Annotated in this window: 22 protein-coding genes and 1 tRNA gene; 15 read left to right on the top strand and 8 right to left on the bottom strand. The window is 59.3% G+C overall.

The window, feature by feature from the left end; all coding sequences use genetic code 11:
- Window positions 1–38: 38 nt before the first annotated feature.
- Window positions 39–242, bottom strand: a complete 204-nt coding sequence (locus tag LB569_RS22475) for a hypothetical protein (RefSeq protein ID WP_224694136.1) — start codon at window positions 240–242, stop codon at window positions 39–41.
- A 367-nt stretch (window positions 243–609) separates the two neighbouring features.
- On the opposite strand from LB569_RS22475, the gene LB569_RS22480 reads away from it, so the two are divergent.
- From LB569_RS22480 to LB569_RS22520, 9 genes are all read left to right on the top strand, one after another.
- Window positions 610–981, top strand: coding sequence for a hypothetical protein (locus LB569_RS22480; protein ID WP_224694137.1), 372 nt, complete (start codon window positions 610–612; stop codon window positions 979–981).
- A gap of 77 nt (window positions 982–1,058) precedes the next feature.
- Window positions 1,059–1,340, top strand: coding sequence for a hypothetical protein (locus tag LB569_RS22485; RefSeq protein ID WP_224694138.1), 282 nt, complete (start codon window positions 1,059–1,061; stop codon window positions 1,338–1,340).
- A gap of 363 nt (window positions 1,341–1,703) precedes the next feature.
- A complete protein-coding gene (locus tag LB569_RS22490; protein ID WP_224694139.1) occupies window positions 1,704–4,796 on the top strand; it encodes a primase-helicase family protein in 3,093 nt (1,030 codons plus the stop codon).
- Window positions 4,797–5,119: 323 nt separating this feature from the next.
- Window positions 5,120–5,977, top strand: a complete 858-nt coding sequence (locus tag LB569_RS22495; protein WP_224694140.1) for an RES family NAD+ phosphorylase — start codon at window positions 5,120–5,122, stop codon at window positions 5,975–5,977.
- A gap of 83 nt (window positions 5,978–6,060) precedes the next feature.
- Window positions 6,061–6,750 carry a hypothetical protein gene (locus LB569_RS22500; RefSeq protein ID WP_224694141.1) on the top strand — a complete coding sequence of 230 codons (690 nt, stop codon included), beginning with the start codon at window positions 6,061–6,063 and terminating at the stop codon, window positions 6,748–6,750.
- Window positions 6,740–8,137: a helix-turn-helix domain-containing protein gene (locus LB569_RS22505; RefSeq protein WP_224694142.1), complete on the top strand. Its 1,398-nt coding sequence runs from the start codon at window positions 6,740–6,742 to the stop codon at window positions 8,135–8,137. The genes LB569_RS22500 and LB569_RS22505 overlap by 11 nt, the downstream gene beginning before the upstream one ends.
- 405 nt (window positions 8,138–8,542) lie before the next feature.
- Window positions 8,543–9,112 carry a recombinase family protein gene (locus LB569_RS22510; RefSeq protein WP_224694143.1) on the top strand — a complete coding sequence of 190 codons (570 nt, stop codon included), beginning with the start codon at window positions 8,543–8,545 and terminating at the stop codon, window positions 9,110–9,112.
- A 752-nt stretch (window positions 9,113–9,864) separates the two neighbouring features.
- Window positions 9,865–10,275: a hypothetical protein gene (locus LB569_RS22515; RefSeq protein ID WP_224694144.1), complete on the top strand. Its 411-nt coding sequence runs from the start codon at window positions 9,865–9,867 to the stop codon at window positions 10,273–10,275.
- Between the two features lie 86 nt (window positions 10,276–10,361).
- A complete protein-coding gene (locus tag LB569_RS22520; protein WP_224694145.1) occupies window positions 10,362–14,621 on the top strand; it encodes a tape measure protein in 4,260 nt (1,419 codons plus the stop codon).
- 2 nt (window positions 14,622–14,623) lie between these two features.
- Here the strand turns inward: LB569_RS22520 and LB569_RS22525 are convergent, their stop codons facing one another.
- The 5 genes from LB569_RS22525 to LB569_RS22545 all read right to left on the bottom strand — a co-directional run bounded on the left by LB569_RS22525 (window position 14,624) and on the right by LB569_RS22545 (window position 17,627).
- A complete protein-coding gene (locus LB569_RS22525; RefSeq protein WP_224694146.1) occupies window positions 14,624–15,385 on the bottom strand; it encodes a hypothetical protein in 762 nt (253 codons plus the stop codon).
- Between the two features lie 14 nt (window positions 15,386–15,399).
- On the bottom strand, window positions 15,400–15,717 hold the full coding sequence (locus tag LB569_RS22530; RefSeq protein WP_224694147.1) for a hypothetical protein: 318 nt from the start codon (window positions 15,715–15,717) through the stop codon (window positions 15,400–15,402).
- A gap of 57 nt (window positions 15,718–15,774) precedes the next feature.
- Window positions 15,775–15,948, bottom strand: a complete 174-nt coding sequence (locus LB569_RS22535; RefSeq protein ID WP_224694148.1) for a hypothetical protein — start codon at window positions 15,946–15,948, stop codon at window positions 15,775–15,777.
- Window positions 15,949–16,070: 122 nt separating this feature from the next.
- Window positions 16,071–17,369 (bottom strand): tyrosine-type recombinase/integrase, encoded by a 1,299-nt coding sequence (locus LB569_RS22540; protein WP_224694149.1) that lies wholly within the window; start codon window positions 17,367–17,369, stop codon window positions 16,071–16,073.
- Window positions 17,370–17,537: 168 nt separating this feature from the next.
- Window positions 17,538–17,627 (bottom strand) — tRNA-Ser (locus LB569_RS22545).
- Window positions 17,628–17,995: 368 nt separating this feature from the next.
- Between LB569_RS22545 and LB569_RS22550 the strand changes: the two genes are divergently transcribed.
- The 4 genes from LB569_RS22550 to LB569_RS22565 all read left to right on the top strand — a co-directional run bounded on the left by LB569_RS22550 (window position 17,996) and on the right by LB569_RS22565 (window position 20,988).
- Window positions 17,996–18,715 (top strand): DUF2569 domain-containing protein, encoded by a 720-nt coding sequence (locus LB569_RS22550; protein WP_224694150.1) that lies wholly within the window; start codon window positions 17,996–17,998, stop codon window positions 18,713–18,715.
- A gap of 131 nt (window positions 18,716–18,846) precedes the next feature.
- A complete protein-coding gene (locus LB569_RS22555) occupies window positions 18,847–19,170 on the top strand; it encodes a hypothetical protein (protein WP_224694151.1) in 324 nt (107 codons plus the stop codon).
- A 251-nt stretch (window positions 19,171–19,421) separates the two neighbouring features.
- Window positions 19,422–20,411 (top strand): BMP family protein, encoded by a 990-nt coding sequence (locus tag LB569_RS22560; RefSeq protein WP_224694152.1) that lies wholly within the window; start codon window positions 19,422–19,424, stop codon window positions 20,409–20,411.
- Window positions 20,412–20,511: 100 nt separating this feature from the next.
- Window positions 20,512–20,988 (top strand): GNAT family N-acetyltransferase, encoded by a 477-nt coding sequence (locus LB569_RS22565; protein WP_224694153.1) that lies wholly within the window; start codon window positions 20,512–20,514, stop codon window positions 20,986–20,988.
- Here LB569_RS22565 and LB569_RS22570 read toward each other — a convergent pair.
- A complete protein-coding gene (locus tag LB569_RS22570; RefSeq protein WP_140704251.1) occupies window positions 20,967–21,365 on the bottom strand; it encodes a hypothetical protein in 399 nt (132 codons plus the stop codon). The two genes, LB569_RS22565 and LB569_RS22570, sit on opposite strands and share 22 nt — an antisense overlap.
- 21 nt (window positions 21,366–21,386) lie before the next feature.
- Window positions 21,387–21,593 (bottom strand): SlyX family protein, encoded by a 207-nt coding sequence (locus LB569_RS22575; protein WP_181173652.1) that lies wholly within the window; start codon window positions 21,591–21,593, stop codon window positions 21,387–21,389.
- A gap of 233 nt (window positions 21,594–21,826) precedes the next feature.
- On the opposite strand from LB569_RS22575, the gene LB569_RS22580 reads away from it, so the two are divergent.
- On the top strand, window positions 21,827–23,356 hold the full coding sequence (locus LB569_RS22580) for an ABC transporter ATP-binding protein (protein ID WP_224694163.1): 1,530 nt from the start codon (window positions 21,827–21,829) through the stop codon (window positions 23,354–23,356).
- Window positions 23,353–24,492 carry an ABC transporter permease gene (locus tag LB569_RS22585; protein ID WP_140704249.1) on the top strand — a complete coding sequence of 380 codons (1,140 nt, stop codon included), beginning with the start codon at window positions 23,353–23,355 and terminating at the stop codon, window positions 24,490–24,492. Before LB569_RS22580 ends, LB569_RS22585 begins: the two co-directional genes overlap by 4 nt.
- The last annotated feature ends 1 nt before the right edge of the window (window position 24,493 follow it).

Here is a 24,493-nt window from a genome sequence, read left to right on the forward strand (position 1 = left end):
GAGTAGACGCGGAACAAAACAAAAACAATCAGGGGCGATTAGTTAGGCAGGACAAACGCGCCGGTCACCAACTCCTGCCCAGCGTCGTCGATTGCCGAGGCGAGCAGTTGCAGACGCAAGCCAATTTCGATGGCGGCTTCTCTGGTAGGAATGGGTTGAGTGCAGATATCGTCCAGTACGTCTCTCAATCGCAAGGCTGTGGCGGTGAGGTCCTCTAGGTCGTCGAAATTTTCCACCTGCATCCTTGCCTTCTGCAATATTGCTGAGAACGCCGATAATGGTTTGTCTTGCAAGTTTCGTCAATATACTGATTTTGTTAAGAATTTCTGGACGTTTCGGACTACACAGGAGTCTAGCGCCTCCGAAATATACTTGAGCCGGAGTTGTCGTTTGCCTCAAAAAAGCCATCGCGATTCGACCATAATGCGAAATTGATGCTGGCAAACGCCGCCTCGACCTTCCCGACATCCAAGCTGGCGGGGCCAGCACCGCCCTCTCGGTGAGCGAGCGTCTAGAGGCTTGGCCTCTCTCGCGCGGTGCGCGGCAATCATCCCACTCCCCAAAACCCCAGTCCGCGCACCACTCGGCCGCGTGAATGAGAGAGACAATATGTTGACCGATACCAGCACCCGCCGTTTGACGGCGGAAGAGGCCTTCGCCTTCGAAAAGAAATATGACTTTCCTGCTACGGCGCACCGTGCCGAGCTTCGCTTTCGCGCCCTCGGAAGCCCCGCTACGATTGATGTCCACGCACGTTCGATCACCCTTTGCGGGTCCTCGGTCGAGTTCGCTGCCGAAGTTAGCTACCGGGTAGCCGATGCGACCGTTTCGTCTGGTACGTTTTTGCGCTCGGTTGTCCGCCACACGCTGCCGGTCGCAATCCGGGACTTTGCCGCAGGTCTTTTTGAGGCCATCGTCGCCGACCGGAGCATGATGGCTTCTGCTCTGGCAACCGGTCCAAGCGCGCGGGTACACGCATGAAACCCGCACCTACTCTGGAAACGACGCTCTTGCGACGCCACGGTTGGATCGAAGCTATTGGCCACGGAATCGCGCGTTTGAGCGAGTTTGGACTCTACCTCGACCATCATATCCGCTTCGCTGGTCGCTACCGACAGGGGACGCGGGAAGGGTTTCAATTCGCTGTGCACTATTCCGGGACCTGCTATGACCACTGCACCGACGACTTGCTCTTGAACCCTCGGCCGGTTGTTGGCGAGGTGCTGTTCGCGCTTAGCCGCGAGAAGCTGGTATCAGCCGGTCTCGACCGCACCGAAGACGTTGCCGACACAGTGAACGAGATCGAGCACCGGGTGACGCGTAGCTACTGGCTCGGTTGATTGGATTGGCGCGAGGGTCGGACGCCTCGCGCCATGTTGCGGTCGCCGATGATCTTGGCTTTGGGTGTCATCGGCGACCGTATATTCATGCATGATGCAACAATAGAGCCGTTCCTAAGTTTCACTTGTTTATTCAATGGGTCGTGAATAACTATTAGACGCGGACACCAAGTAGAGTGATCACATTTGATCGCTTGGCGTCGCCGGAGGCGGTTGTCTTTTTCCGCCTCCGGCGAAGTCCGCTCAAAATCATCTGGCCCGGTGTCCGCAAATATCACCGACGCCATTAGACAGTCCGACGCGCTATCTTTCGCGCGAACGGTCGCTTGCGCCCACTCCATGGGCCGTTAGACTCGGTGAAATATGAAATCCGCGCCCGCCATCAACACGCCCGCTCGCCACCCCGTTATCGAGCCGCTCCATCCCGCGAACGATCGCGCTGCCGACAATGACAACCCTTTCGACGCGGGGGCGAAAGGGCTTTGGGAATGGGCCGCTGATGATTGGATCAACGATGCCGAAATTTGGGGCGTGTTGACCGACGAGATCGCTAACCTGCCGATCGTTGTTTCAGGCGCGAGTAAGCACACCGCAACCTCTTGGAAGACCACTCTCCCGACCCCGTTCGGAACTGTTTTTACCAATCAATTTTCTACTCATAAGGTTGGTGAAAAGGCTGGCCGTTGTCTCGTCATGGGTGCGCTCGGCTCCGGCGGGAAGCGTTCGAAGAGCAATGTCACTGCGCTGTATATGATGGGTCTCGACATCGATAATGGCGCACGCTTTGCCGCGACGGCCGAGCGCATTGGAGAGCTTGGCTACACCGCGATCCTGTATTCAACCCATAGCAATGGGAAGGGCACCGTTGAAATCAAGCGCGACGACTACATGCGATGGGCCAAACTCGACCGACTGCACGGTGAGCCTTCGATTGTCGATGCACAGGCCTATCTTCGGTTCCTTGGTCGCTACGAAGACTTTGTGATCGACGGGATTTTTGAGATCACGACGGCACACGACGGCGCGGTCAACTTCGTTTGCAGCACGACGCCGTTCGACAAGTTTCGAGTCCTGTTTCCGCTCGCAGCGCCGCTGGTCATCCGGGAGCAGGCGCAGATGCAGGCGGCGGTACTGCGGGAATGGTCGCACAAGGTTATCGGCCTTGGTCAGAAGCTTGGAGTCACCGTCGATCGTGCGGCAGTCGACCCGAGCCGAGTATTTTTCCTTCCCCGTCACCCGGAGGGGGCTGAGAACTTTCGCATCGTATTGAATTGCGGCCGTTTGCTTCCTTACGAGGAAATTCCTGTAAGCACGTCGGATTCCGATCCCTTCGCTTCGGCCGGGAACGGCATGGGCTCCCGCGAGCGCATTGTTACGGCAGACGGCTTCGACCTCAACACGTGGTGCGCGAAGCACGGACACGAGTTCGACATTGCCCAACTTTTCAACGATCTGGCACCTGAACGCATTCGGCAGGATCAGGGCAACGACAAGCTCTCCATCGCATGTCCAACCGAGCACCTACATTCGGAGCCGGGCAAGCCGGATGACTTGGGCTGCTACGTCCAGTCTGCCGGGATGAGTGCAGAAGACTTCGCCTTCGGCTGCTCCCACAACGGTTGTCAGGCACATGGCCGCGACCGTTTGAAGATGCTTTGCGCGGCCATTAATGCCGGCTGGTTTCCTTCTGCCGCGCTGACAAAAGGTATCTATCTGGTTGAGAGCGGGGACGCCGGGCCTGCCGATAATGGCGGCACTATCGAAGCTGCCCGTTTCGGAAGCAAGCAGGCTCAGGGCATGGTGTTGGCCAAGGCCTTCGAAACGGTTGATCAGATGACCAAGCTGACCTTGGACGAGGACGTGCAGGCGCTTCTAAAGACCCTTGTGGTGCTGTCTGAGCGTGAAGCGGAGCGCGTACTCGCGGTTATCAAGTCGAAGACCGGAACGCCCATTGGGTCGCTTCGGCACGATTTCGAGGACCTTTGCGCGAAGGCTAGTCATAACCCTAAGTCGCCGTATCATTTCGAGACCTTGGACGCGGGTATCGCAGCGCTGAACAAGGAAATCGCCATGGTCGAGCGCGGCACCGATGTAATGATCGTTCAGAAGCGCGATGAGGCGGACGGATGGAAAACCATCCGCGCCGCCGAAACGGTCTTTGCGCCATGGAAGGTCGGCGCGGGGTCGGACATGGAACCGTTGTTTCCACTGTGGAAGGGCTCGCACCTTCGGGACTATCGAACCGACGTGGTTTGCACCCCCTATCGATATGGCACGGCAGACCCGACGCCGGGTGAACACTACAATCTGTATAAGGGACTCGCAGTTGAGCCCGTCGCCGGAGATTGGATGTCGTTCCAGCGGCACGTCTTCCACGTGATCTGCAATGGTGACATGCGGCTGTTTCGGTTCTTTATGGGATGGATGGCGGACCTGTTTCAGAGCCCTGCCACGAAGCCGGGCACTGCTCTGCTCCTGCACGGATTGAAGGGGACGGGAAAGAGCCTGTTCACGGTGCCACTTCACCAGATTCTCGGGCTTGGAAACAGTGTGAAGGTGAACAATCGCAAGCATCTCACGGGCAACTTTAATGCCCATATGGCTGGTAAGCTGCTGGTGACTGCCGAAGAGTCTTTTTGGGGTGGTGACAAGGAAGCGGACAGCTCCCTCAAAGACCAGATCACCAGCGAGGTGGTGCTGCTGGAAAACAAGTTCGCGGACCCGGTGCCTACGCGAGACAGTCGCAGGTTCATCATCATTTCGAACGCGAAAAGCGTAGTTCGCGCTACGCCGGATGAACGGCGATACGCGGCTACGGTCGTCAGTGATGCGCGGATCGGTGACGCGGCATATTTCGACGCGCTAGCGGCTGACATCTATGGCGGCAAAACCGCATCTGCGATGCTGCATGATCTGCTTGAACTGGATATCTCCGACATTGACCTCCGCCGTCCGCCGAAGACGGCGGCTCTGATCGGGCAGATTATTAACGCACTTCCGGCCGATGAGCGATGGATTCGCGGTGTGCTCCAGTCCGGATCCTTCACCGGCGCGGCCAGCATGGACCTTCTGGACGAACGCACCTCGGAGATGTGGTTGACCGAGTCTATTCAGGTTACCAAGGAAATGGTCCGGGAGAGCTACCAATCGGCGGTCAAACCCTACGGCGGCGGGCAGGTCGGTCCCGGCGAGATCGGCAAATTCTTCGTGGACAAGTTCAAAGACACCGAAGCCGAGATCGACGACACTCGGCCGGGACGCGGCAAGCGCGAATACGTATTGCCGCCGCTGCCGGATATGGTCGCTGCTTATGAACGCAAGTGGACTCCTCTCGATCCCGACACTGCGGAAGATGAACGCGATTTCATCCGCGTAGTCGACAAGAATGACCCGGATGAGTGCAGACAGGTCGCGAAGGACGCCGACGACTTCATCAATGCTCTCTTCATGCGGTGATCAGGGCACATCGACTCCACGGACTCCACGGACTCCACGGTGAATCGCAATCTCTATAGGATTCGGAATTTTCATTGCCGAACGTTGTCGCTGGCTCTGTACTGGCGGTGGGGAGAATTTCTGTTCTCACGTGTAACTTCAAAACACCCTGGAGTCCGTGGAGTCCGTGGAGTCAAACGTCAGTGTTTGACCCAATCTGCACTCAACCCCATTGGCCGCATTCTCCCCGCATGTCGGCGCATTGAAGGTCGAGCGCAGACGCTTTCACTTGCACTCATCGGACCTTGTCCCCAAACTGGCGTTGTGTGCAGAGCGGTGGGGAAATGGATACTGATAATCCTGAGAAGCCTGAATTTGCATCTTATAGAAGCTATTGGGACTTTGCGAAGCGCGTTCGCTTCCAACAGCGATATGTCTGGGACGAGCATGTTAAGGCATTTATCGCAACCGTACTTGCGACACTGAAGGATCGGGACGTGTTTTTCCGCAGGGGTGCGGTATTCTTCAGAGCGCAGCGGGGTATTGAGTATGCGCAATTCCGCAAACATGATCCGGAGGAACCGGTTGGCTACTCTGCTGCGCGAATGAAGCCGAGACCAAATCGAGCAATGGAGGGTCGGGCGAATGCGTCGGGAGTTCCGGTCCTGTATCTCGGCAACACCGAGCAAACAGTCATCTCCGAAGTTCGACCCTGGGTCGGCGCAGACATCTCAGTTGCGCAGCTTAAACTAAAGCGAAAGTTGAAGGTGGTGAACCTATCGCGTGGTCACGGTCTGTCGGCTTTTGGCTCTATCCCGTTGGGTCATTTTTTGGAGGGCATACCACCAACCCTTGAACAGAAAGAAACGGCAGTATGGATTGACATAGACAATGCCTTCTCAAAGCCAGTCACCCTTGCTGACGATACGGCTGATTATGTGCCAACTCAAATATTAGCAGAGGTTTTCAGGCACGCTGGGTACGATGGAATTATATACAAAAGTCAGTTTGGCCAAAAAGGATATAATATCGCGCTTTTCAATCCAGATGACGCAATCGTTATGAACTGCGCACCATATAGCGTGACGGGTTTTGACGTGTCCTTCGAGCTAATAGGAAACCGTTGGTTTACTCCCAAGCGAAAAAGAAGCTCCAAGCCCAAACGGGGAGGGACTGGGCCAAGCCGGAAGGCTGGAAAGTAACGCGGTTCGCCGGGCGGCAGCCGAACTGGCCAACAGCGCCCGTCCGTTGATTTTGCACAGTGGTTGAGGTCTTATCACGGGCCATGGAAACCACCGCCGAAGAGCAAGACGCGGAAGGCACCGAATACGTCGTGGTGCCCGAAGCGGCGATTCGGTTCCTCCCTCCCGAATGGCGCGATGCGCTGCGAACTAAGCTGGACGACGGTCGAGCGATTTTGGAGGCCGTCGATAGCGACATCAAAAGTCTGGTCCGACTTATCGGTGCCTCTCAAGTGATGACGAGCGTCAGCTACATTCATCAGCGCCTCGCGACGGCGGACTTCCAGCCGACCATTGAGGCGATCCTAGAGCACGACATGCTCACGTCCGCTTTCGTTGTTGCGTATGTTCGGCTGATTGACGGCGGCATTGGAAGTGGTGTCTCCCAGAAAGCTATTCCTGCGCATCTTCGCCAAGCCCATGACGAACTCATCGAACTGCGGAACAAGCGATTTGCCCACAATGCCGGCCACCATTCGATCGATGGAACGATTGAAGTCGGCTTCGGCGATGGCCGCTTTGACCTAAGCGCCACCATGCGGCTGGGTTACTATGTCAGGGGTGCAAACGAGTGGGGAGAATTGGTGGCCTTCCTCAACGAATTGATGTTCGAACGGCTCGCTAAGCTACTGGAGAGGCTAAGGGACAGGACCGGATACGAATGGACCTTCCCGAGCGGGGCACCGCCGAGTTGGATCGAACGCCAAGCGCGCGGTGACCTCGATGAGAACTGATTACAACCCATTCTCCAAAGATTTTGATGATGTAAGCGCTGACGACTTATCAATTCTCTCATCGGTAGCCGAGGGCTGGTACGTCGAGTACAAGCGCGAAGTGCCAAACGCGGGCGCAGTTGCAAAGTCCATAACCGCGTTTGCGAACACCTACGGCGGGTGGGTTTTCTACGGCGTCACCGAGAAGTCAAAAGATGACGCTGTAGCTGGTGCATTCCCCGGTATTGCGAAAGACGAAGCGGATGCCGTCTTGCAACGCACACGCCAGTCCGTTGCCAATCATTGTCAGCCTTCTCCATATTTTCGGTCCAAAGCCCTCTTCGGCCCGGTGGAGACGATCGGGCTTGCAGAAGATCGATGCGTGATCATGATTCAAGTTCCGTGGGGACCGGAGGCCCCGTACATCCACAAGGATGGACGCATCTATAGACGTGTTGGGGACGGGTCCGAGCCCAAATCCGAGAATGACAGATTCATTCTCGACCAGCTTTGGAGCCGGTCTTCGAAAATCACACAAGGTTATGCGGACTGGATCGGACGTGAACTGGAAACGTCCGAGGCAGAAGAGAACTCGGCGTATGCCAGACTCTTCCTTATTGCTGACTTCTGGCGTGATCACGACACTATTAACGCCGTTTCGCTTCAAAAAGTTCGGGAGATTATGTCAGACGGAAATGGGAGCTACGCAATTCCATTCGACAATATCTATCAGACTTCTGGTGGCTTTATATGCCGCCAGACTGCGGACAACGACCCGGAGATGTTGGGACTCACGTGGAAGCTGGGCCACAATTTTCACAGTGAAATTGTAATACCACTCTCAAAGTTCCGTAGTAATAGCCTTGACGATCTTGAACCGTGGCTCAATGGATATCACCATAAAGATCGATTTTTGAAAATCTGCAAAGAGCAACGCTATAAAAATCCTACCGTAGTCGATTTGAACCTCCTTCTACACGCTCTGTTGGGGCTTACGCGCATTCAAGTTGCGCTGGCGAAAGAGTTCGGATGGAAAGATTCTATCTTCGCCAAGATAGAAATTTCAGGTGTTTGGAGAACAATCCCTTTCTTTGACGCGCCTCATGTCCTCGATGAATATGAGCGGCACGGTATTGCGCTGGGTCAAAGAAACAAGGTCCTTCTGCATCCTGGTAAAGAGCAGGGCAGTTTCATCGAACTATCCGGCCCAGAGGACAACGATGATAGCGAACGCGATCGGGTGATCATGGCTACGAGCTTGTTTGTCAACATCGCAATCGCGATGGGTGTGCCCCTCGGCATCGATCCGGACGGTGATGGCTCCGATGTAAAAGATTCTATAGGCGATTTCCTGAATGCAGGCGTTCGCACAATCGAGGTCCAGAAGAATCGTTCTCGCCTGTCCTGAGACGCGATTCTGCAAAGTTTTGATACCAGCGGGCGCGCGGGCCGCTTGTATCACGGCACGTAGTTCGTGAACTCGCTCATAGGAATATGGCCCTAGCTGTATAAGCGCGACCTTTGACGAGAAAAAGCGCGGCTGTCTGCACACAACCCCAACGCCTCTTAACCCTCCCGCACCAAGGTTAATTGCTCGCGCCGCGCTCAGCGACCGTTTCGCCGCCCGATAGCAGGATTCCTCGATCATTAAAATGAGATTCAAATGCCACCCTTCTGCCAATAGGGCCTGCCCTCGTTGCATGTTGAAAATGTGGAGAAAATGGGTCTGAATCCCTGCCAATAGGGTTGACTTAGAATTTTGGCATGATACCAATTTGGCAGATACCCAATTGGCAGTAAAGGAGTAGGGGTTATGCAATTCGGATACGCTCGCACCTCCACCGATGAACAGGTGGCCGGCTTGGAGGCACAGGTGGCGGCGCTGAAGGCCGTGGGATGTAAGAAGGTCTATCAGGAACATGCGTCGGCCGTTGGCTACCGGGAGCAGTTCGATAGGCTCATGGAGCGGCTGGAGGAAGGTGACACGTTGGTGGTCACTACGATGACGCGACTTGCCCGTTCAGTCAGCAAGTTGCTCACGCTCATCGAAGAGCTTGAGTCCCGTGACATCGGCCTCATCATCCTTGACTTCAACAAAGGTGACAGCCTGAACACGCGGACGCCGATGGGAAAACTTCTCATAACGGTCATGGGTGGCGTTTCAGAGTTTGAGCGGGCTGTCATGCTAGAGAGGCAAAAGGTTGGCATTGCCAAGGCCAAGGTCGATGGCAAGTACAAGGGCCGAAAGCCGACCGCGATGGATAAGGCCGACCAGATCGTGAAGCTGGACGCGGATGGCCTCACGCGGCCGGCCATTGCCGCCAAGCTTGGCGTGTCAGAGCGCAGCGTGTATCGGGCGCTCTCGACGACGCGAGCCGCATAAGCTCCAAGCATCTTACGTTGCGTGCAGAAGGCCGGGCCATTGTCCCGGCCTTCTCTTTTAGGCAACGCCCCACGCCCGCGTCGTCCGCGCGGTGTGCCGGGCGTGCCGCATGGCGAAGGCTAGAGCATCCCGATCGAATTAGGATTGAGTTCAAAAGGTCGAGTCTGTCTCGACTTTTTGTTGCCGCTCGCTTTTCTCATCAATACACCCCCCGAGGGACCCAATGGGTATACGTGTACCCGGCATAGTTGTGGCTATAGGGTGTCTTGGGCTGCCGGATAAACATGAGTCCGGAGGTTTATTTCTGCACTCATCCCTCTTTTCGGAGAACCCATCGGCATGGAACCACTCGGCGGCGCACCGCGATGCCCCGATCGGACGGGGCCGGGCCGATCCTCCATATCAAGGCATGCAGGTTGAGTGCAGACCCGCGCGGAAGGCCAAAGCCTCAGATGGGCAAAGAAGGCCTGACGGTTGGGTTTAGTGAGCCACCTATGTGGTTCTGTTCGACTTTTGCGTACAAATGTGCTAGTCTTCCAAATGATCGATAGCGCGGGGCGCAGTTCACTTCCCAAAAAATCAAGAGTAAATGAAATGCAGAAGTTCGAACAGGACGCGTCTCTGTCTTGCCGTTGCTCTGTCTTCCTCGCAATCCGCGCAGAGAAACGCGCCCGCGAAGAGCAGACTTCAATTTCAACAATCATTCGTAAGGCTCTGGTGCAGTACCTCCGCCTTCCAGAGGCAGAAGCCGCATGACCGATGAACAGCGACAGATTCTCGAACAACACAACGTCCGCGATCCGGCCGACCTCCCATTGGGGGCTCGCTTGGCTTGGGCCAATGCCCCATCCGACGAGGCCGTCCGTGCCGCGTCGAGAGCGACGGAAGCGTTTACGAATACGGCCGCAAACGTCCCCGCCGATGCTGGGCGATTTGCAATCGACGGCGCGAAATTGTGGGAGACTGCCCGCGATCCTCGTACCCGTGCCGAGATCAACGATCGCTTTGAGCACCTGGCCTCGGAGCGTCTAGCCCGCAACTCCGGCCGGGGCACCATGTCCGACGATGCTTATTACGCCGAGTTCTCTGCCATGCGTCCGCACGTCAACGAATACACTCGACTGACGATCGACCGACTTCTGGTGGCGGCGGGCCGCGCCTAATCCTTTCGCCCACCCCGACCCGGCTCATCATCCCCGACAGTCTTTGACCCCAGCCGCGCGATAGCACGCGCGTAGGAGTGCGCCCTATGGCCGATCAGTACAATATCAAAATCGGTGTGGACGGCAGCGCTGCTGAGCGCGGGGTCAAGGCATTTACGTCCTCGATTTCGGACGCCATGAAGGCACTTCGAGCGTTTGATAAAGCCTCTCGCGGCGTGTTTGACGGCCTTAAGAAGCTGAGTGCAATCGACACAAACAACCTGAACCGCTCGTTTCGTGGGACGGCTCAGGCGATCGAAGCTCTGAACCGCGTCAAGCTTTCCAAGTCTCTCGTCAACAACCTCCAGATGCTCCAGCGCACCCTTGCGAACTTCCGCTTCAACACGGACGCTCTCAAGCGAGTGCCGGAGGCAATGGCGGCACTGTCGCGGATCAAGGTCGATCCGCACGTGATCACGACTCTGACTCAGCTTCGTGCCGCGATGATCGGGTGGAAGTCCCCTCCCGCCGCTGCCGTCCGCAACCTCTCGGCACTCGCCACCAGCCTTAACACCGTCAATCCCGCCAAGATCACCGCCGCTGCCGCTGCTCTCCAGCGCCTGAACGGCCTTAACCTGCGCAGCCGGGCATCGCTCCCGAATTTTGGCGCCGCAAGTTCCGGCCTCTCTTCCCTCCGCTCGAATCTTATGGCCACCACGTCCGTGGCCAACAAGCTGCGAACCGCGCTGGCGGGCGTCAGCGTCGTCGCGGTCGCGCGCGGGATCAATGAGACCGGCAACAGCTTCGTCACGCTCCAGCGCACCCTTGGCGCGGTTGCTACCTCGTCCGACGAAGTCGCGGACCATCTCAAGTTCCTGTCCGACCTGACCGGGAAAATGCCTGTCTCGCTTTCGACCGCGTCGGAAGCCTACGGCAAGTTTGCCGTTGCAGCCCGTCTGTCCGGCGTGTCCGCTGCCGATACCCAGAAGGTCTTTGCCGGCTTCTCGACCGCGTTTGCCGCCATGGGCGTCGGCGCTGAAAACCAGAAATACGCCTTCGTAGCATTGGAGCAGATTTTTTCGAAGGGCACTGTGCAGGCCGAAGAACTCCGGCAGCAGCTGGGTGACCATCTTCCGGGCGCTCTCAATCTCCTTGCCGACAGTCTTGGCGTCCCGACTGCAAAGCTCATGAAGATGATGCAGCAGGGGACGATTACATCCGATTCCCTGATCAAGATGGCGGACACTGTGCAGGGGCGTTTCGGCCCGGCGCTGGCAGCCGCAATGAACTCGTCGCAGGCACAGATCGTCAGCCTTGGTAATGCTTGGACTGGATTCCAGCGAATCGTTTTCGACAGCGGCTTCAATGCCGGCCTTGGTGCGATGGCGAAGCAGTTCGCCCAGGTACTCAATTCCGATGCTGCGAAGCAGTTCGCCGCTGACGTTGGCGCGGCCCTTGGCGACGTATTCAAAGCCGTGGGTGCGACGGCCAAGGTTCTTTCCGACAACGCCGACAAGGTAGCGGTCTTCTTTAAAGCCTTCGCGGGGTACGTGGCCGTCGCTTCGGCCGTGACCGCACTGCGGTTGCTTGCCTCCCCGATCATCTTGCTGGCACCGCTTGCAACCGCTGCCGCGACCGCATTCGGTGCGCTGCGGACGGCGCTGCTCTGGCTTGCTGCCGGCGAAGCGCTCAAGTCCGTTGCCTCGATCGGCAAGGCCATGACCGGCCTCACGGGCAAGGTGATGGCTGTCGGCGCTGCGCTGGTGTTGGTTGCTGCCGGCATGGATGCCGCCTTTAACGGGTCGCGCGCGACCAAGGCCCTTGTCGACGGCATCGGCAATGCATTCGCCGCGATGGCCGGAGTCTTTGCGTCTTTCGGCGCTGGCCTGTCGAAGGATTTGTCCGATGTGTTCGGCGATGCCATCAAGCAGACCGACGACTTCGCACGCCAGATTCAGAACGCCGATCTTCTAAATGACGATTTGATGAAGCGGAACGCCGCTCATGAAGCGGACGCGGCAACGGCTCGCTTGTCCGCTCTCACGGCTGAGGAATCCAAGCTCTGGGATAAAGTCGACGCGGTCGGCAAGGCCAATTCCGAATATCTCGATCGGTTGAAGCTCATTGATGAGATTGGCCGCAAGCGCAGCATGTCGCCGGACCAGACCGCCAGCGCCAAGCGTGTTCTGGCTGCGCAGACGTTGGACGACGGCAATCCGGTTGGCGCGTTGATTCGTGATTATCGCCAGCAGGTTGCCGCCGCTGGTGCGGTAAGCAGTGCGCAGCAGGCAATCAACAAGGCGATCGAAGACCGCAACGACCTTCTCAAGCAGGGCGTCGACCTGACGGATTCGCAGTTCGAATCCCTCAAACAGTTGCAGTTTGGCCTTGCCAAGATGAACGGCGACATCGGCAACGGCATCGAACGATGGACCGCCAAGGTCGGCGACTTCAACGACCAGATGCAGAACGCCATCGCAGATGGCATCGGTGGCCTGTCCGACCAGATCGCCAATTTTGTAACGGGTGCCAATGCCGACTTCGCCGTTCTGGCACGCTCGATCCTCGCCAGCTTCGTCAAGATCAGCCTCGACTCCATGTTGAAGGACATGTTCGGCTCGATCGGTATGGACGGCGCTAAGAACGGTCAATCGCAGGCCGAAGACGCGCTGGCCAAGCTCGCCAACATCGGCGAAAACATTACCACTGCAATGACGAACGTCTACACGTCCGGCCTGTCCATCAATGGCCTGCCTGTCGGTGCGGGCAGCTTCGCCAACTCGCCTGAGGTGGCGGGCAATGCCGAGCGCACCCGCCGTGCGGTTGAGGCCGTGGCACCTGCCAACCTGAACCAGATCACGCGCGCGCCGCTGGCGGACATTCCGGGCACCAACGTGGCTGGACGGCTTTCGGATGCGAACGCCCGTATCCCGATCGAAGGCAGCGCGGCCGGTCTGGGCCTTCGCGGCAGCCTTGGGGCAACGGGTGCATTCGGCTCCGCTGCCGATCTAGGCTTGCGTGGAACGATTGCGCCGGCCGCTGCCATGACCAAGGTAGGTGAGGCCATGGGTACTGGCTTCCAGAAGGTCGTGAGCGCTGGACCCGGCTTCACCGCTTTCCAGCAGTCGGACGGTTCTGTCATGAAGCGCATGGGAACGTTCGCTTGGCGCAACAACAATCCCGGCAACATCGAAGCCGGGAAGTATACCGCATCGCAGCCGGGTTACCTGCCGGGCGGCGGACGCTTCGCTGCGTTCGACACCTTGGAGCACGGCCGTGCCGCTCGCGAAAACCTTCTGTTCAATTCGCCGGGCTACAAGAACAAGACCTTGGAGCAGGCAATCGCGAAATATGCTCCGCCGTTCGAGAACAACACCAAGAGTTACACGGATCAGCTTGCCGCTGCCGCTGGCGTGTCGAAGAACACGATCATGTCGACCATGACCGAGCAGCAGCGCCGCGCTCTCATGATGAAGCAGGAGGCCGTCGAAGGCTTCCGCGCTGGCAGGGAAACTCTAATTTCCGGGCCGAATGCTGACTTCGGTGTTGGTCGTCCGAAGCAGACGATTCCAGCGGGCATCGATCCGACGACGACACAGAGCATTGACGCGCTGGACGCCAAGATGTCCAGCATCGGGCAGGCGGCACAGGCAGCAAGCGCGCCGCTCGATCAGTTCCGAGCCGCAAACCAGAATCTTGCCACGGCATCCACTTTGGCCGGGACCAACGTCGCGTCGGCAGGGGCTATGGCGACCACGGCAGGACCGCAGTTCACTACAGCGGGTCAGGCGCTGGCCTCCGCTGGCCAGAGCGCTTCTACGGCTGCGCAGTCTGCGCAGACAGCCACGCCGGGCCTTGGTGGCTTTGGTCAGGGCATCTCTCAGTTGCTCGGGCCGCTGTCGTCCGCCATTCCCGGTCTTGGCGCGTTCGGATCGCAGATCATGTCGCTCGTATCGTCGCTGCTCTCGGGCGGCGGCATGGGAGGCGGGCTGCTTGGGGGCTTGTTCTCTGAGGGGGGCTATAGCAACTCGTCTGTAGCGCGGGCCGCGCTTCCGATCTCTGCATGGGCTGGCGCACCACATTTCCGTGAGGGTACCGCAAATACCTCTGGCGGTGGCATGCCTGCGGTTTTACACGACAATGAAGCGGTTATCCCGCTGTCACGCGGCCGGAAGATTCCGGTTGAAATGAATAACGACAACCGGGAACCGTTGCACGGCACGGGCGCTGGACGCGCTCGCGGCGCGGGCACCAATAATTTCATCTTCAACGGGGTCAAGGACGCAGACTCTTTCCGCCAGTCGAAACAGCAGATTCAATCCCAGATGCTGGGCGCGATGCACCGTTCAGCTATGCGCAACGGATAGTCTTAATCGTTGTGATTGCGGATCAACTGTTCCGCGATGCCCCGGAGTCGCTCACGCACGGATGAACTTTCGACGGCTGCGACTGCGACGAAATCCTTTCGAGCGTCGTCTACTGCGCCGGCACATTCGGGGAACCTATCCAGAGCGTCCGGCACAGCCGCTTCCATCCGCTGCATATCATCATCGGACACCATCGGATCACCAGCATATTCTGCCGGAGCGCTGATGGTGGCCGCACAGTTGGAAAGTGCCGCAAGCGCGTCGATTACTTCCGCGCGCGCTGCCTCAATCCGCACACTATCAGTCTTTGCGACCTGGTGCCTTCCAAGCTCAGACGCTATCTGGTCGGCGTGGTGCCTGATGTTGAAGACCCATTGCGGCTTCACCAAAGACGGGACGTACTCGTCATCGGAAAAATCGATGACCGTCCCCCAAATATCCTGCAACAGCTTCGTCGTGTTTATGTCGAGATAGCGGCATTTGGTTTCGATGGAATCGAGCCGCCGTTCGATGATCTCGCGCGCCATGATGTCCTGTTGGACATTCATCTTCTTAATTTGCTCCCATACCGGTATCGCCGCAATTAGTGCGACACCCGCCGCGAGCAACGTCTGGAACTCGCTCATGACGCGATAGATGAGGCATCCCACGTTGCAAATCGCTGCCGCATCCGAGGGCACGACCATCGCCTTCATGGTCATGAGCAGCACGAATACGAATATGTAGCCTGCGGCAAACACCACGATTGTCGAATTGTTCCGCATGCCGCTCCCTGCGATCAACCGGTTGCCAGCGCCCGAGCAAATGCATCGCCACTGTTGAGTTCGGCCACCATAGCCGTGATTTCCTTCTCGCGCTCGGCGACCTCCCTCTTCGCGTCTTGCAAAGCGCCCCATGTATGGACGCTTTTCAGGAACCTCTCGGCTGCTTCCACCCGTTCAAGCTGATATCCTTCCAACGACCGACGCGGGTCGGGCGGATATGGGGTCAAAAGGTCCGGTTCGGAAAGCAGATCATCGATCAATGGCAGCGTCCAGCCTCGATCCAAAAGGCTGCGAACGGACAAGAACGTTTCCCGGTGAATCGGCTTTGACATTACGCTAACATCCTTCCTGTGTAGTGTGATCATCAGTCTGCACTCAACCGTATCGGGTCAATGCCTGACGGCACGTGCGATGGCTCTCGCCTTCTCAACTGGATCAAGCGTCCCGGCCTGCACTTCCGCAAGCGCGACTTCCCGTTCGAGCCGCTCAAAGATCGGCAGGTAAATGACATCCTCAGAAACAAGCTCTGCGACGGTCTTAAGCGCAGCGCGCAGCCGCTTCAAAGTCCGGTCGCACGCTCGCGTCGAGGGTGGAGGTAGTTTGAGAGAGGGCGCGTTCGTTTCAAGCACCCGGCCCATCTAGGGGATAACTTTGTGGGTGTCAGCAAGAAGTTAGGAACGGCCAATTAGTGGGCGATCTTCGCCAGCAGCTTCCGCACGGTCGCAAGCGGCGCGCCATCGCCATACCGCTGCCTGCCACCGAGCGAATGGCCCATTAGGTCGCGGCGGATTCTTTCATCGATCTTCGCCGCCAGCATCCGGTCCTCAAACGCGTGCCGAAGGCCGTAAAGCGTATGCACTTCGGTTTCCAGCAAGCCGTTCTCGCGTAGAAATTTGTTGGCTGTGTCGCTAATCCGATCTTTGAACCGGTACGTCGGGAAACCCTCAGGATGTCGCTTCATCGCCGCGAGCGACACGCCGACAAGCGGCACAAAGCGGCGCGACGGCTTGTTTTTCGTCTTCTTTCCTTCAGCCTTGATCTCGACGTAGGGAACTGGCCCGTCGAGATGGATGTGTTGCGGAAGGAGGCCGACGATTTCGGAAGGACGCATGCCGGTGTTGACCATCGCCAACACCACGTCGCGGGCTTCGTCATTCATCCCCGACATAGCGTCCTGTGCCATCAACTTTTCCGCGATCCACTTTTCGGAGAACGGATGGCGCTTGCTATCTTCATCGTCATCTTCCTTGAACGTCAGTTTGCCGAACGGCAGGTTCAGCCCAAGGCGCTTCTTTTCATTAACGAGTCGCAAGGTGTTCTCGACATACCCGATGTCCTTGTTTGCGGACCCCGGCGACATATCTTCGTTTTCGATTCGCTTGCTCCACCAGTCTCGGAAGTCCAGCATGTCGTCCCGTGTGATAGCTGCGAGAACCTTGTCACCGACGACACCGATGAAGTTGCGTATGGCTTTAATTCGAGGATTCTTCCAACGTCGTATCTGATCTTCGGATGCGCCGCGTGTGGACTCGGTCGTGGCGTACTCCCAGAACAATTCGAGAGCCCGGTTCACTGTGATTTCCGGCTCCTTGGCTCCACCTAGCAAGGCAGCGGCCTCCTTTGTGTCCAGATTGCCGTTTGGCTTCCGTACCGCTTCGACGCGTTCCAGAAGCTCGTGCCTTGGCAGCCCGGCAACGTCACCGGCCGTCAACCAGCGATAGCCGCGCGCCTTGGCCAGCCGTTGCGCGGCATCGAACGCCTTCTCAGCATCGGCGGTGTTGCCATCCAGCTTTGCTTCCCATCCTGCAATGAGATCGCTCCAGACGCCGGGCGCTTTCTGTTGCGCCAAGGTAGACACGTCGGTGTTGAGATTGACCCATATCTCAGCTCTGGACTCAACCGATCGATACCGCACCGGTACGTCCCGAACCATGTAGAGCATACCGCCCTTGCCGCGCCTTCTGAGTTTGATTTGCTTACCCACCGCACCATGACTCCAAGCGCCGACGCTTAGGCATCCGCCACAAACCATAGCAGAAACAGGAGCAGAAACCAGAGCAAATTCAGGCAATGGTTACCGGACGATGTTCAGCGTTGCGGCGAAAATTATAGTAAAAACAAATAGTTGAGTGCAGATTGGATGGCTAGAAATTGGCGGAGAGAGCGGGATTCGAACCCGCGTTACGGTCTCCCGTAAACACACTTTCCAGGCGTGCGCCTTCAACCACTCGGCCACCTCTCCGTCCTTGCATTGTTCGCGATGGCCGGTTTCGCCGCGCGGGTTGGGGACAATGCGGTCCCTTCAGGGAGCCGGCACGCGATATCAGCGCCGTGGGTGCCGCCAACCAGCAAACACCTTCCCTTCGCACCGGAGCCGTCAAAGCAACAGGCGCGGGGCTCATCTAGTCGATCCCGCGCCGAATGCCAAGCCATAACGACAGTCTATTCGCTTTGCCGGCCACACACTGTTCGGCCAGGCCGCAGCCGCACCCGTTTTGGGCCGCCGTCGCCGAATGATGTGCACAGCCAGGGCCGTCAGGCCGGCCGCGCTTGACTTCGCCGCTGGCCACCTGTCGAGTGACGGAGGCTTTGCGGGGGCATCGTCGCGACGTGACATCAAGCAGTGAACAACCGGGCAGTGGGCAGGCGCCAGTCGGGCGCCCAGGCAGCGACCTGTCTTATGTCCCTGTGGGCTGGCTCATCTTCGTCATGGCGTGGTCGGTCTATGGCCTGGCCTCGGCCTGGTGGTTGACCGGCAATTCCGGCCTGCCGGACAGGATCTTCTATTTCCTCCTAGGCGGGCTCGCCGTCGACATCATAACCATCCTGTGGGGCCTTTACCTGCTCGGCCTTGCCTTTGGACGTTCGGCACGCTTCCCGCGCCAGTTCATCATCTGGCAGGCAGCGACCATCGCGTGGGTGCTGGCGAGGCAGGCCTATGCGCTTGCCATACCCGATTTCGTCTTCTCCGCCAGGAGCCTGCTCATCGGCGGCGCCGAAATCGCCATCGGCCTGCTCTGCATCTATCTGCTGCGCCGCGGTTCCGGCGCCGAGGACGTCTATTCCAGGCCGCGGCCCGAGGCGCCATCGGTCTTCGTTTCCATCGTCGCCGCCTTGCTCGGCATCATCCTGGGCGCGGTCATCGGGGCCGTTGGCGGCTTCCTGGCCGGCTCGGTGATCGCCGATGTCGCCGAGGTCAGTTGCTTCGAGGGCGGCTGCGGCTATTTCGCCGCCTTCATCGGACTGGCCGGGCTGGTGGTCGGCGCGATCGCCGGCGGCATTCTTGCCGTCTGGCTGGTTCATCGCCGCGGACGCAAGCCAGTCGCATAGGTTCACAAGGCGCGGTCTTTCAGATTCGCGTATCGCGATTGCGGACGAGCCGCACGCATTCTATTTCTGGTTTAGGGACAAGTGCCGGCGGTCTCCTGGTCAGTGTCCAGGATCAGCCTTGGAGAGCCTCGATGTTTCGCTTCATTTTTCGTCTCGCGGCCATGGTCGCGCTGTCGGTTTCCGTCATCATGGCGGTGCTCGACACGACGCGCACCGTGGCGGCTTCGGCCCTTGTGCTGACCCCGCTCAACGCCAGTTGGCTTGCCGTCTCGCCCGATACGCGGGCGGCCTTCGAAACCTATGTCCGTACCAAGGCCGGTCCGCTGCTGTGGGACGGCGCCATCGCCTGGGTGCTCAATCAGCCGGGCTTTGCCGTCTTCGCGGTGCTGGCCTTCCTGCTTTACGCCATCGGCTACCGGCGGCAGCGACGCACGGGCCAGTTCGCGGCTAACTGATCCATCGATATCGCCCGCACCGTTCCAGCTGCCTCCCGACGGCTTGCACGCAACGATCGGATCGCGGCGTGGCTTGCCCGTGGCACGCTTTTCCAAAAGGTCAAAATTCCACGTGAATTTTGTTTCGGGTCGTGCCAGATTGCCCGCAAGCGGGAGGGGAATACACTCCTGGCTAACGTCGTTTGCCTGCCGGAGAACCGGGCAGACAGACGGTGCGTAACGGAAAAAATAACCGACAGGGTGTGGATCACATGAAACTTATCGTTCTCGGCCTCCTGGCCGCAACCGCAATGGTTCTTCCGGCTTTCGCCGCGGACGTCCAGCCGGCCATCCTCTATGATCTGGGCGGCAAGTTCGACAAATCCTTCAACGAGGCTGCCTATCATGGCGCCGAGAAGTTCAAGACCGAGACCGGCACGCCTTATGTCGAGTTCGAAGTGTCCAACGCCTCGCAGCGCGAGCAGGCTCTGCGCCGCTTCGCCGAGGACGGCCGCAACCCGATCGTCATGGCGGGCTTTGCCTGGGAAGATGCGCTGAAAGCGGTCGCGAAAGATTATCCCGACCTCAACTTCGCCATCATCGACGATGCCGTCGATATGCCCAATGTCCGCTCGCTGGTCTTCAAGGAAAATGAAGGCTCCTATCTTGTCGGCATCCTGGCAGGCATGGCCTCGAAGTCGAAGAAGGTCTCCTTCATCGGCGGCATGGACATCCCGCTGATCCGCAAGTTCGAATGCGGCTATGTCGGCGGCGCCAAGGCCGCCGGCGCGACCGACGTGATCCAGAACATGACCGGCGACACGCCGGCTGCCTGGAACGACCCGGCCAAGGGCGGCGAGATCGCCAAGACGCAGATCGACCAGGGCTCCGACGTGGTCTACGCCGCGGCCGGCGGCACCGGCGTCGGCGTGCTGCAGGCGGCGGCTGATGCCGGCAAGCTTGGTATCGGCGTCGATTCCAACCAGAACGGCCTGCAGCCCGGCAAGGTGCTGACCTCGATGATGAAGCGCGTCGACGTTGCCGTCTACACCACTTTCATGGATGGCAAAAACGGCACCTTCAAGGGTGGCGTCGAGAACCTCGGCCTCAAGGAAGGCGGCGTCGACTACGCCATGGACGACAACAACAAGGCGCTGGTGACCGACGAGATGAAGGCCGCCGTCGAAAAGGCCAAGGCCGACATCATCTCCGGCAAGATACAGGTGCACGACTACACAGCCGACAACGCCTGCCCATACTGATCGGCGGCGACATACAGCCATGATCTGCAACCGCCGGGCGCAAGCCTGGCGGTTTTGCTTTGGCAATCGAACGAAGCTTGCAAATGGCATGGAGCGAGGAATGCAGCCAACGATCGACCCCATGCGCGGGCATGACATCGAAGTCGTCGCGCGACTGCGGATTGCCGCCTTCTTCGAGGGCACGGGAAGGACGCTGGAAGAGGATGCGGCAGGGATCCGCAACCTGCTGACCAGCGACGGCCTTGAAACGGCTCTGGTCGCCCGCGTGAACGATGTGCCCGTCGGCACCTGCCTGCTGGTTCGCCATGAACTGGAACCGGCGCATGATCTGACACCGTGGCTGGCCGGGCTTGTCGTCGATGCCTGCCATCGAGGCAAGGGAACCGGCACCGCGCTGGTCAGGGCGATCGAAGCGCATGCGGCATCAGCCGGCGTCGAGATTCTCTACCTCTACACATGGGAAGCGCGTACGTTCTACAAAGCGCTCGGATGGGAAGCCGTCGAGGTTTGCGAGCAGGACGGCGAACCGATGATGCTGATGTCGCGCCGGCTGGCTCAAAGTTTCCCCAAGAGATAACCCAGCGCGAAGGCCGCTATCAGCCCGATGGCAACGACAAGTCCACGCCGGCCGCCAAGCGCGTGCACGCCAATGCCGTATGGTCGTCGGGAAAGGCCCCGGATCACTGTCGGCGACTTGGCCTCGATGCCGCCCAGGCCGGCGTTGCGCATCTGCGGCAATTCGGCGAGGCGTTGCGTGACCAGCGCCCAATGACTGGCGCCGGCTGGTTTTTCGGCACGATCGAAGACATGCATGCGTTCGGCGAGTTGCACCACCGCGTCGCGGAAGGCGGGGTCGATCTCGAGATCGCGCTCGGCCCGTTGGCGCTCGGCATCGCTCATCAGGCCGAGCACATAATCGCCGGCCCTTGCGATGCGGTCGCTTTCACCGGCCATGCCAGGACCCTCCCCTTTTCCTCACCAGTGCGGCGGCTTGGTCACCGGCACATCCGGCGCCGCCTGCTCCTCCAATGCCAGGAAGCGCTCGGTCAACGCATCGAGCTTGCGCTGCATGCGTTCGATCACCGTCCACTGTTCGGCGATCTGGCCCGACAGTTCCTCGATTGTCTTCTCCTGCTCGGCGGCGCGGATTTCCAGCGTCGTCAGCCGGTCGGCGGGCATGATCATTCGCAATCCCTGATCTTGCATCACAATGCCTTGCATCGCGATGCGAATTTCGACCTCGCCATATTAGCGAATGTGCGAGCCCGAGCCACGTTGCAAATTGACAAGCACACCGGGATTTGTCGAGAGTGGATGCTGCCCCGGCCAATTGGCATGGGCGGAGCGTCATGCTAGGCATTTTGACCAAGCGATAAAAAAATAAGAGTGGGACAGGCTGCATGGCGCAAGCCACGATCGAACCGGCCGCAATCGAACTGATCGGCATCAACAAGAGTTTCGGCGCCGTGCGCGCCAACCGCGATATCAACCTGGAGATCGCGCGCGGCACCATCCACGGCATCGTCGGCGAGAACGGCGCCGGCAAGTCGACGCTGATGTCGATCCTTTACGGCTTCTACCAGGCCGACAGCGGCGAGATCCGGGTTGGCGGCAAGCCGGCATCGATCAAGACGCCCAACGACGCGATCGCGCTCGGCATCGGCATGGTGCACCAGCATTTCATGCTGGTCGACAATTTCACGGTGCTGGAAAACATCATCCTCGGCGCTGAGAGCGACGCGCTGCTGAAGCGCAGCATTGCCAAGGCGCGCTCCGAGCTTGACCGGCTGGAACGCGAATACGGCCTGGAAGTCGAGCCAGACGCGATCATCGAGGAGTTGCCGGTCGGCCTGCAGCAGCGTGTCGAAATCCTGAAGGCGCTCTATCGCGGCGCCGAAATCCTGATCCTCGACGAGCCGACCGGCGTCTTGACGCCGGCCGAGGCCGACCACCTGTTCCGCATCCTCAGGCAATTGAAGGACCAAGGAAAGACGGTGGTGCTGATCACCCACAAGCTGCGCGAGATCATGGCCATCACCGACACCGTGTCGGTCATGCGCCAGGGCACGATGGTGGCGACCCGGGAGACAGCCAAGACCACCGTCGAGGAATTGGCCGAACTGATGGTCGGGCGCCGCGTCCTGCTCAGGGTCGAAAAGGGCGAGGCGGAGGCCGGCGGCGTCAAGCTCGCGGTCAAGAACCTGACGGTCAGGGATTCGCGCGGCGTCACCATGGTCGACGACATCTCCTTCGATATCAAGGCCGGTGAGATCGTCGGCATCGCCGGCGTCGCCGGCAACGGGCAATCCGAGCTGCTCGAGGCGATTTCCGGCATCAGGCATGCCGTTTCCGGGTCCGTGATGCTCGACGGTAAACCGATCGATCTGACCGGCAAGGCCGATCCCGGCGAACTGCGCGACCGTGGTCTGGCCCACGTGCCGGAAGACCGCCACCATGTCGGGCTGGTGCTGGCCTTCGAGGAGAACGAGAATTCCATCCTCGGCTACCACGACGACCCTCGCTATCTCAAAGGGCCATTCCTCAACGTCGACGCCATCATGGCCGATGCCAGGGACAAGATCGAGAAATACGACATCCGTCCCGGCAATCCGCGCCTGAAGACCGCCAACTTCTCCGGCGGCAACCAGCAGAAGATCGTGCTGGCGCGGGAGATCGAACAGGACCCCGGCGTGCTCATCGTCGGCCAGCCGACGCGCGGCGTCGATGTCGGCGCCATCGAATTCATCCACAAACGCCTGATCGCCATGCGCGACCAGGGCAAGGCGGTGCTGGTGGTGTCGGTCGAACTCGACGAGATCCGCTCGCTGTCCGACCGCATCCTGGTGATGTTCGCCGGCCGCATCGTCGGCGAGCGCGGCCCGGAGGCGACAGAGGGTGAGCTTGGCCTGCTGATGGCGGGTGTCGAGCAGGAGGCTGCCGCATGAGCACGCCTTATGCCAAATTGCCGGCCTGGGCCGACTATGGGCTGATCCCGCTGATCAACCTGTCGGTCGCCTTCATCGTCGCCGGCTTCGTCGTTCTGCTGGTTGGCGAAAACCCGTTCCGCGCCGCCGTCATCCTGGTCGAAGGCGCCTTCGGCAAGGGCACAGGCATCGCCTTCACCCTGTTCTATGCCACCACCTTCATATTCACCGGGCTTTCGGTGGCGGTGGCCGCGCATTGCGGCCTGTTCAACATCGGCACCGAGGGCCAGGCCTACATCGCCGGCCTCGGCATCGCCATCGTCTGTCTTTCCTTCGACAGCACACTGCCCTGGTGGCTGACCTTTCCACTGGCCATCGTGGCCTCGGCGCTCGTCGGCGCATTGTGGGCGCTGATCCCCGCCTATCTGCAGGCCAAGCGCGGCTCGCACATCGTCATCACGACGATCATGTTCAACTTCATCGCCGCCTCGATCATGGTCTACCTGCTGGTCGGTCCGCTGAAACCGGCGGGGTCGCAGGCGCCGCAGACGCGCAACTTCCTCGCCGGCGCCGAACTGCCCAAGCTCAACTGGATCATCGAACTGTTCGGCGCAAAGATCCGCTCGGCGCCACTCAACATCTGCTTCCTGCTGGCGCTGGCGATGGCCTTCCTGGTCTGGCTGCTGATCTGGCGCACCAGGCTCGGCTACGAAATGCGCACCTATGGCCACAGCCCGAAGGCGGCCCGCTATGCCGGCATTTCTGAAACCCGCATCATCATCACCGCCATGATGATCTCGGGCGCGCTGGCCGGCATGATGGCGCTCAACCCGGTGATGGGCGACCAGCACAATGTCGCGATCGACTTCGTCTCCGGCGCCGGCTTCGTCGGCATCGCCGTGGCGCTGATGGGCCGCCTGCATCCGGTCGGCATCGTGCTGGCCGCGATCCTGTTCGGCATGCTCTACCAGGGTGGCGCCGAACTCGCTTTCGAGATGCCGGCGATCAGCCGCGACATGATCGTCATCATTCAAGGCCTGGTCATCCTCTTCGCCGGCGCGCTGGAGCACATGTTCAGGCCCTATATCCAGGCGCTGTTCGCCTCGTTCAGTCCGAGATCGGTCGGTATGGAAGCGGTCAAGGGGAAGGGTGCCTGAG

It is taken from the genome of Mesorhizobium sp. BH1-1-4 (assembly GCF_020165665.1).
Classification (GTDB): domain Bacteria; phylum Pseudomonadota; class Alphaproteobacteria; order Rhizobiales; family Rhizobiaceae; genus Mesorhizobium.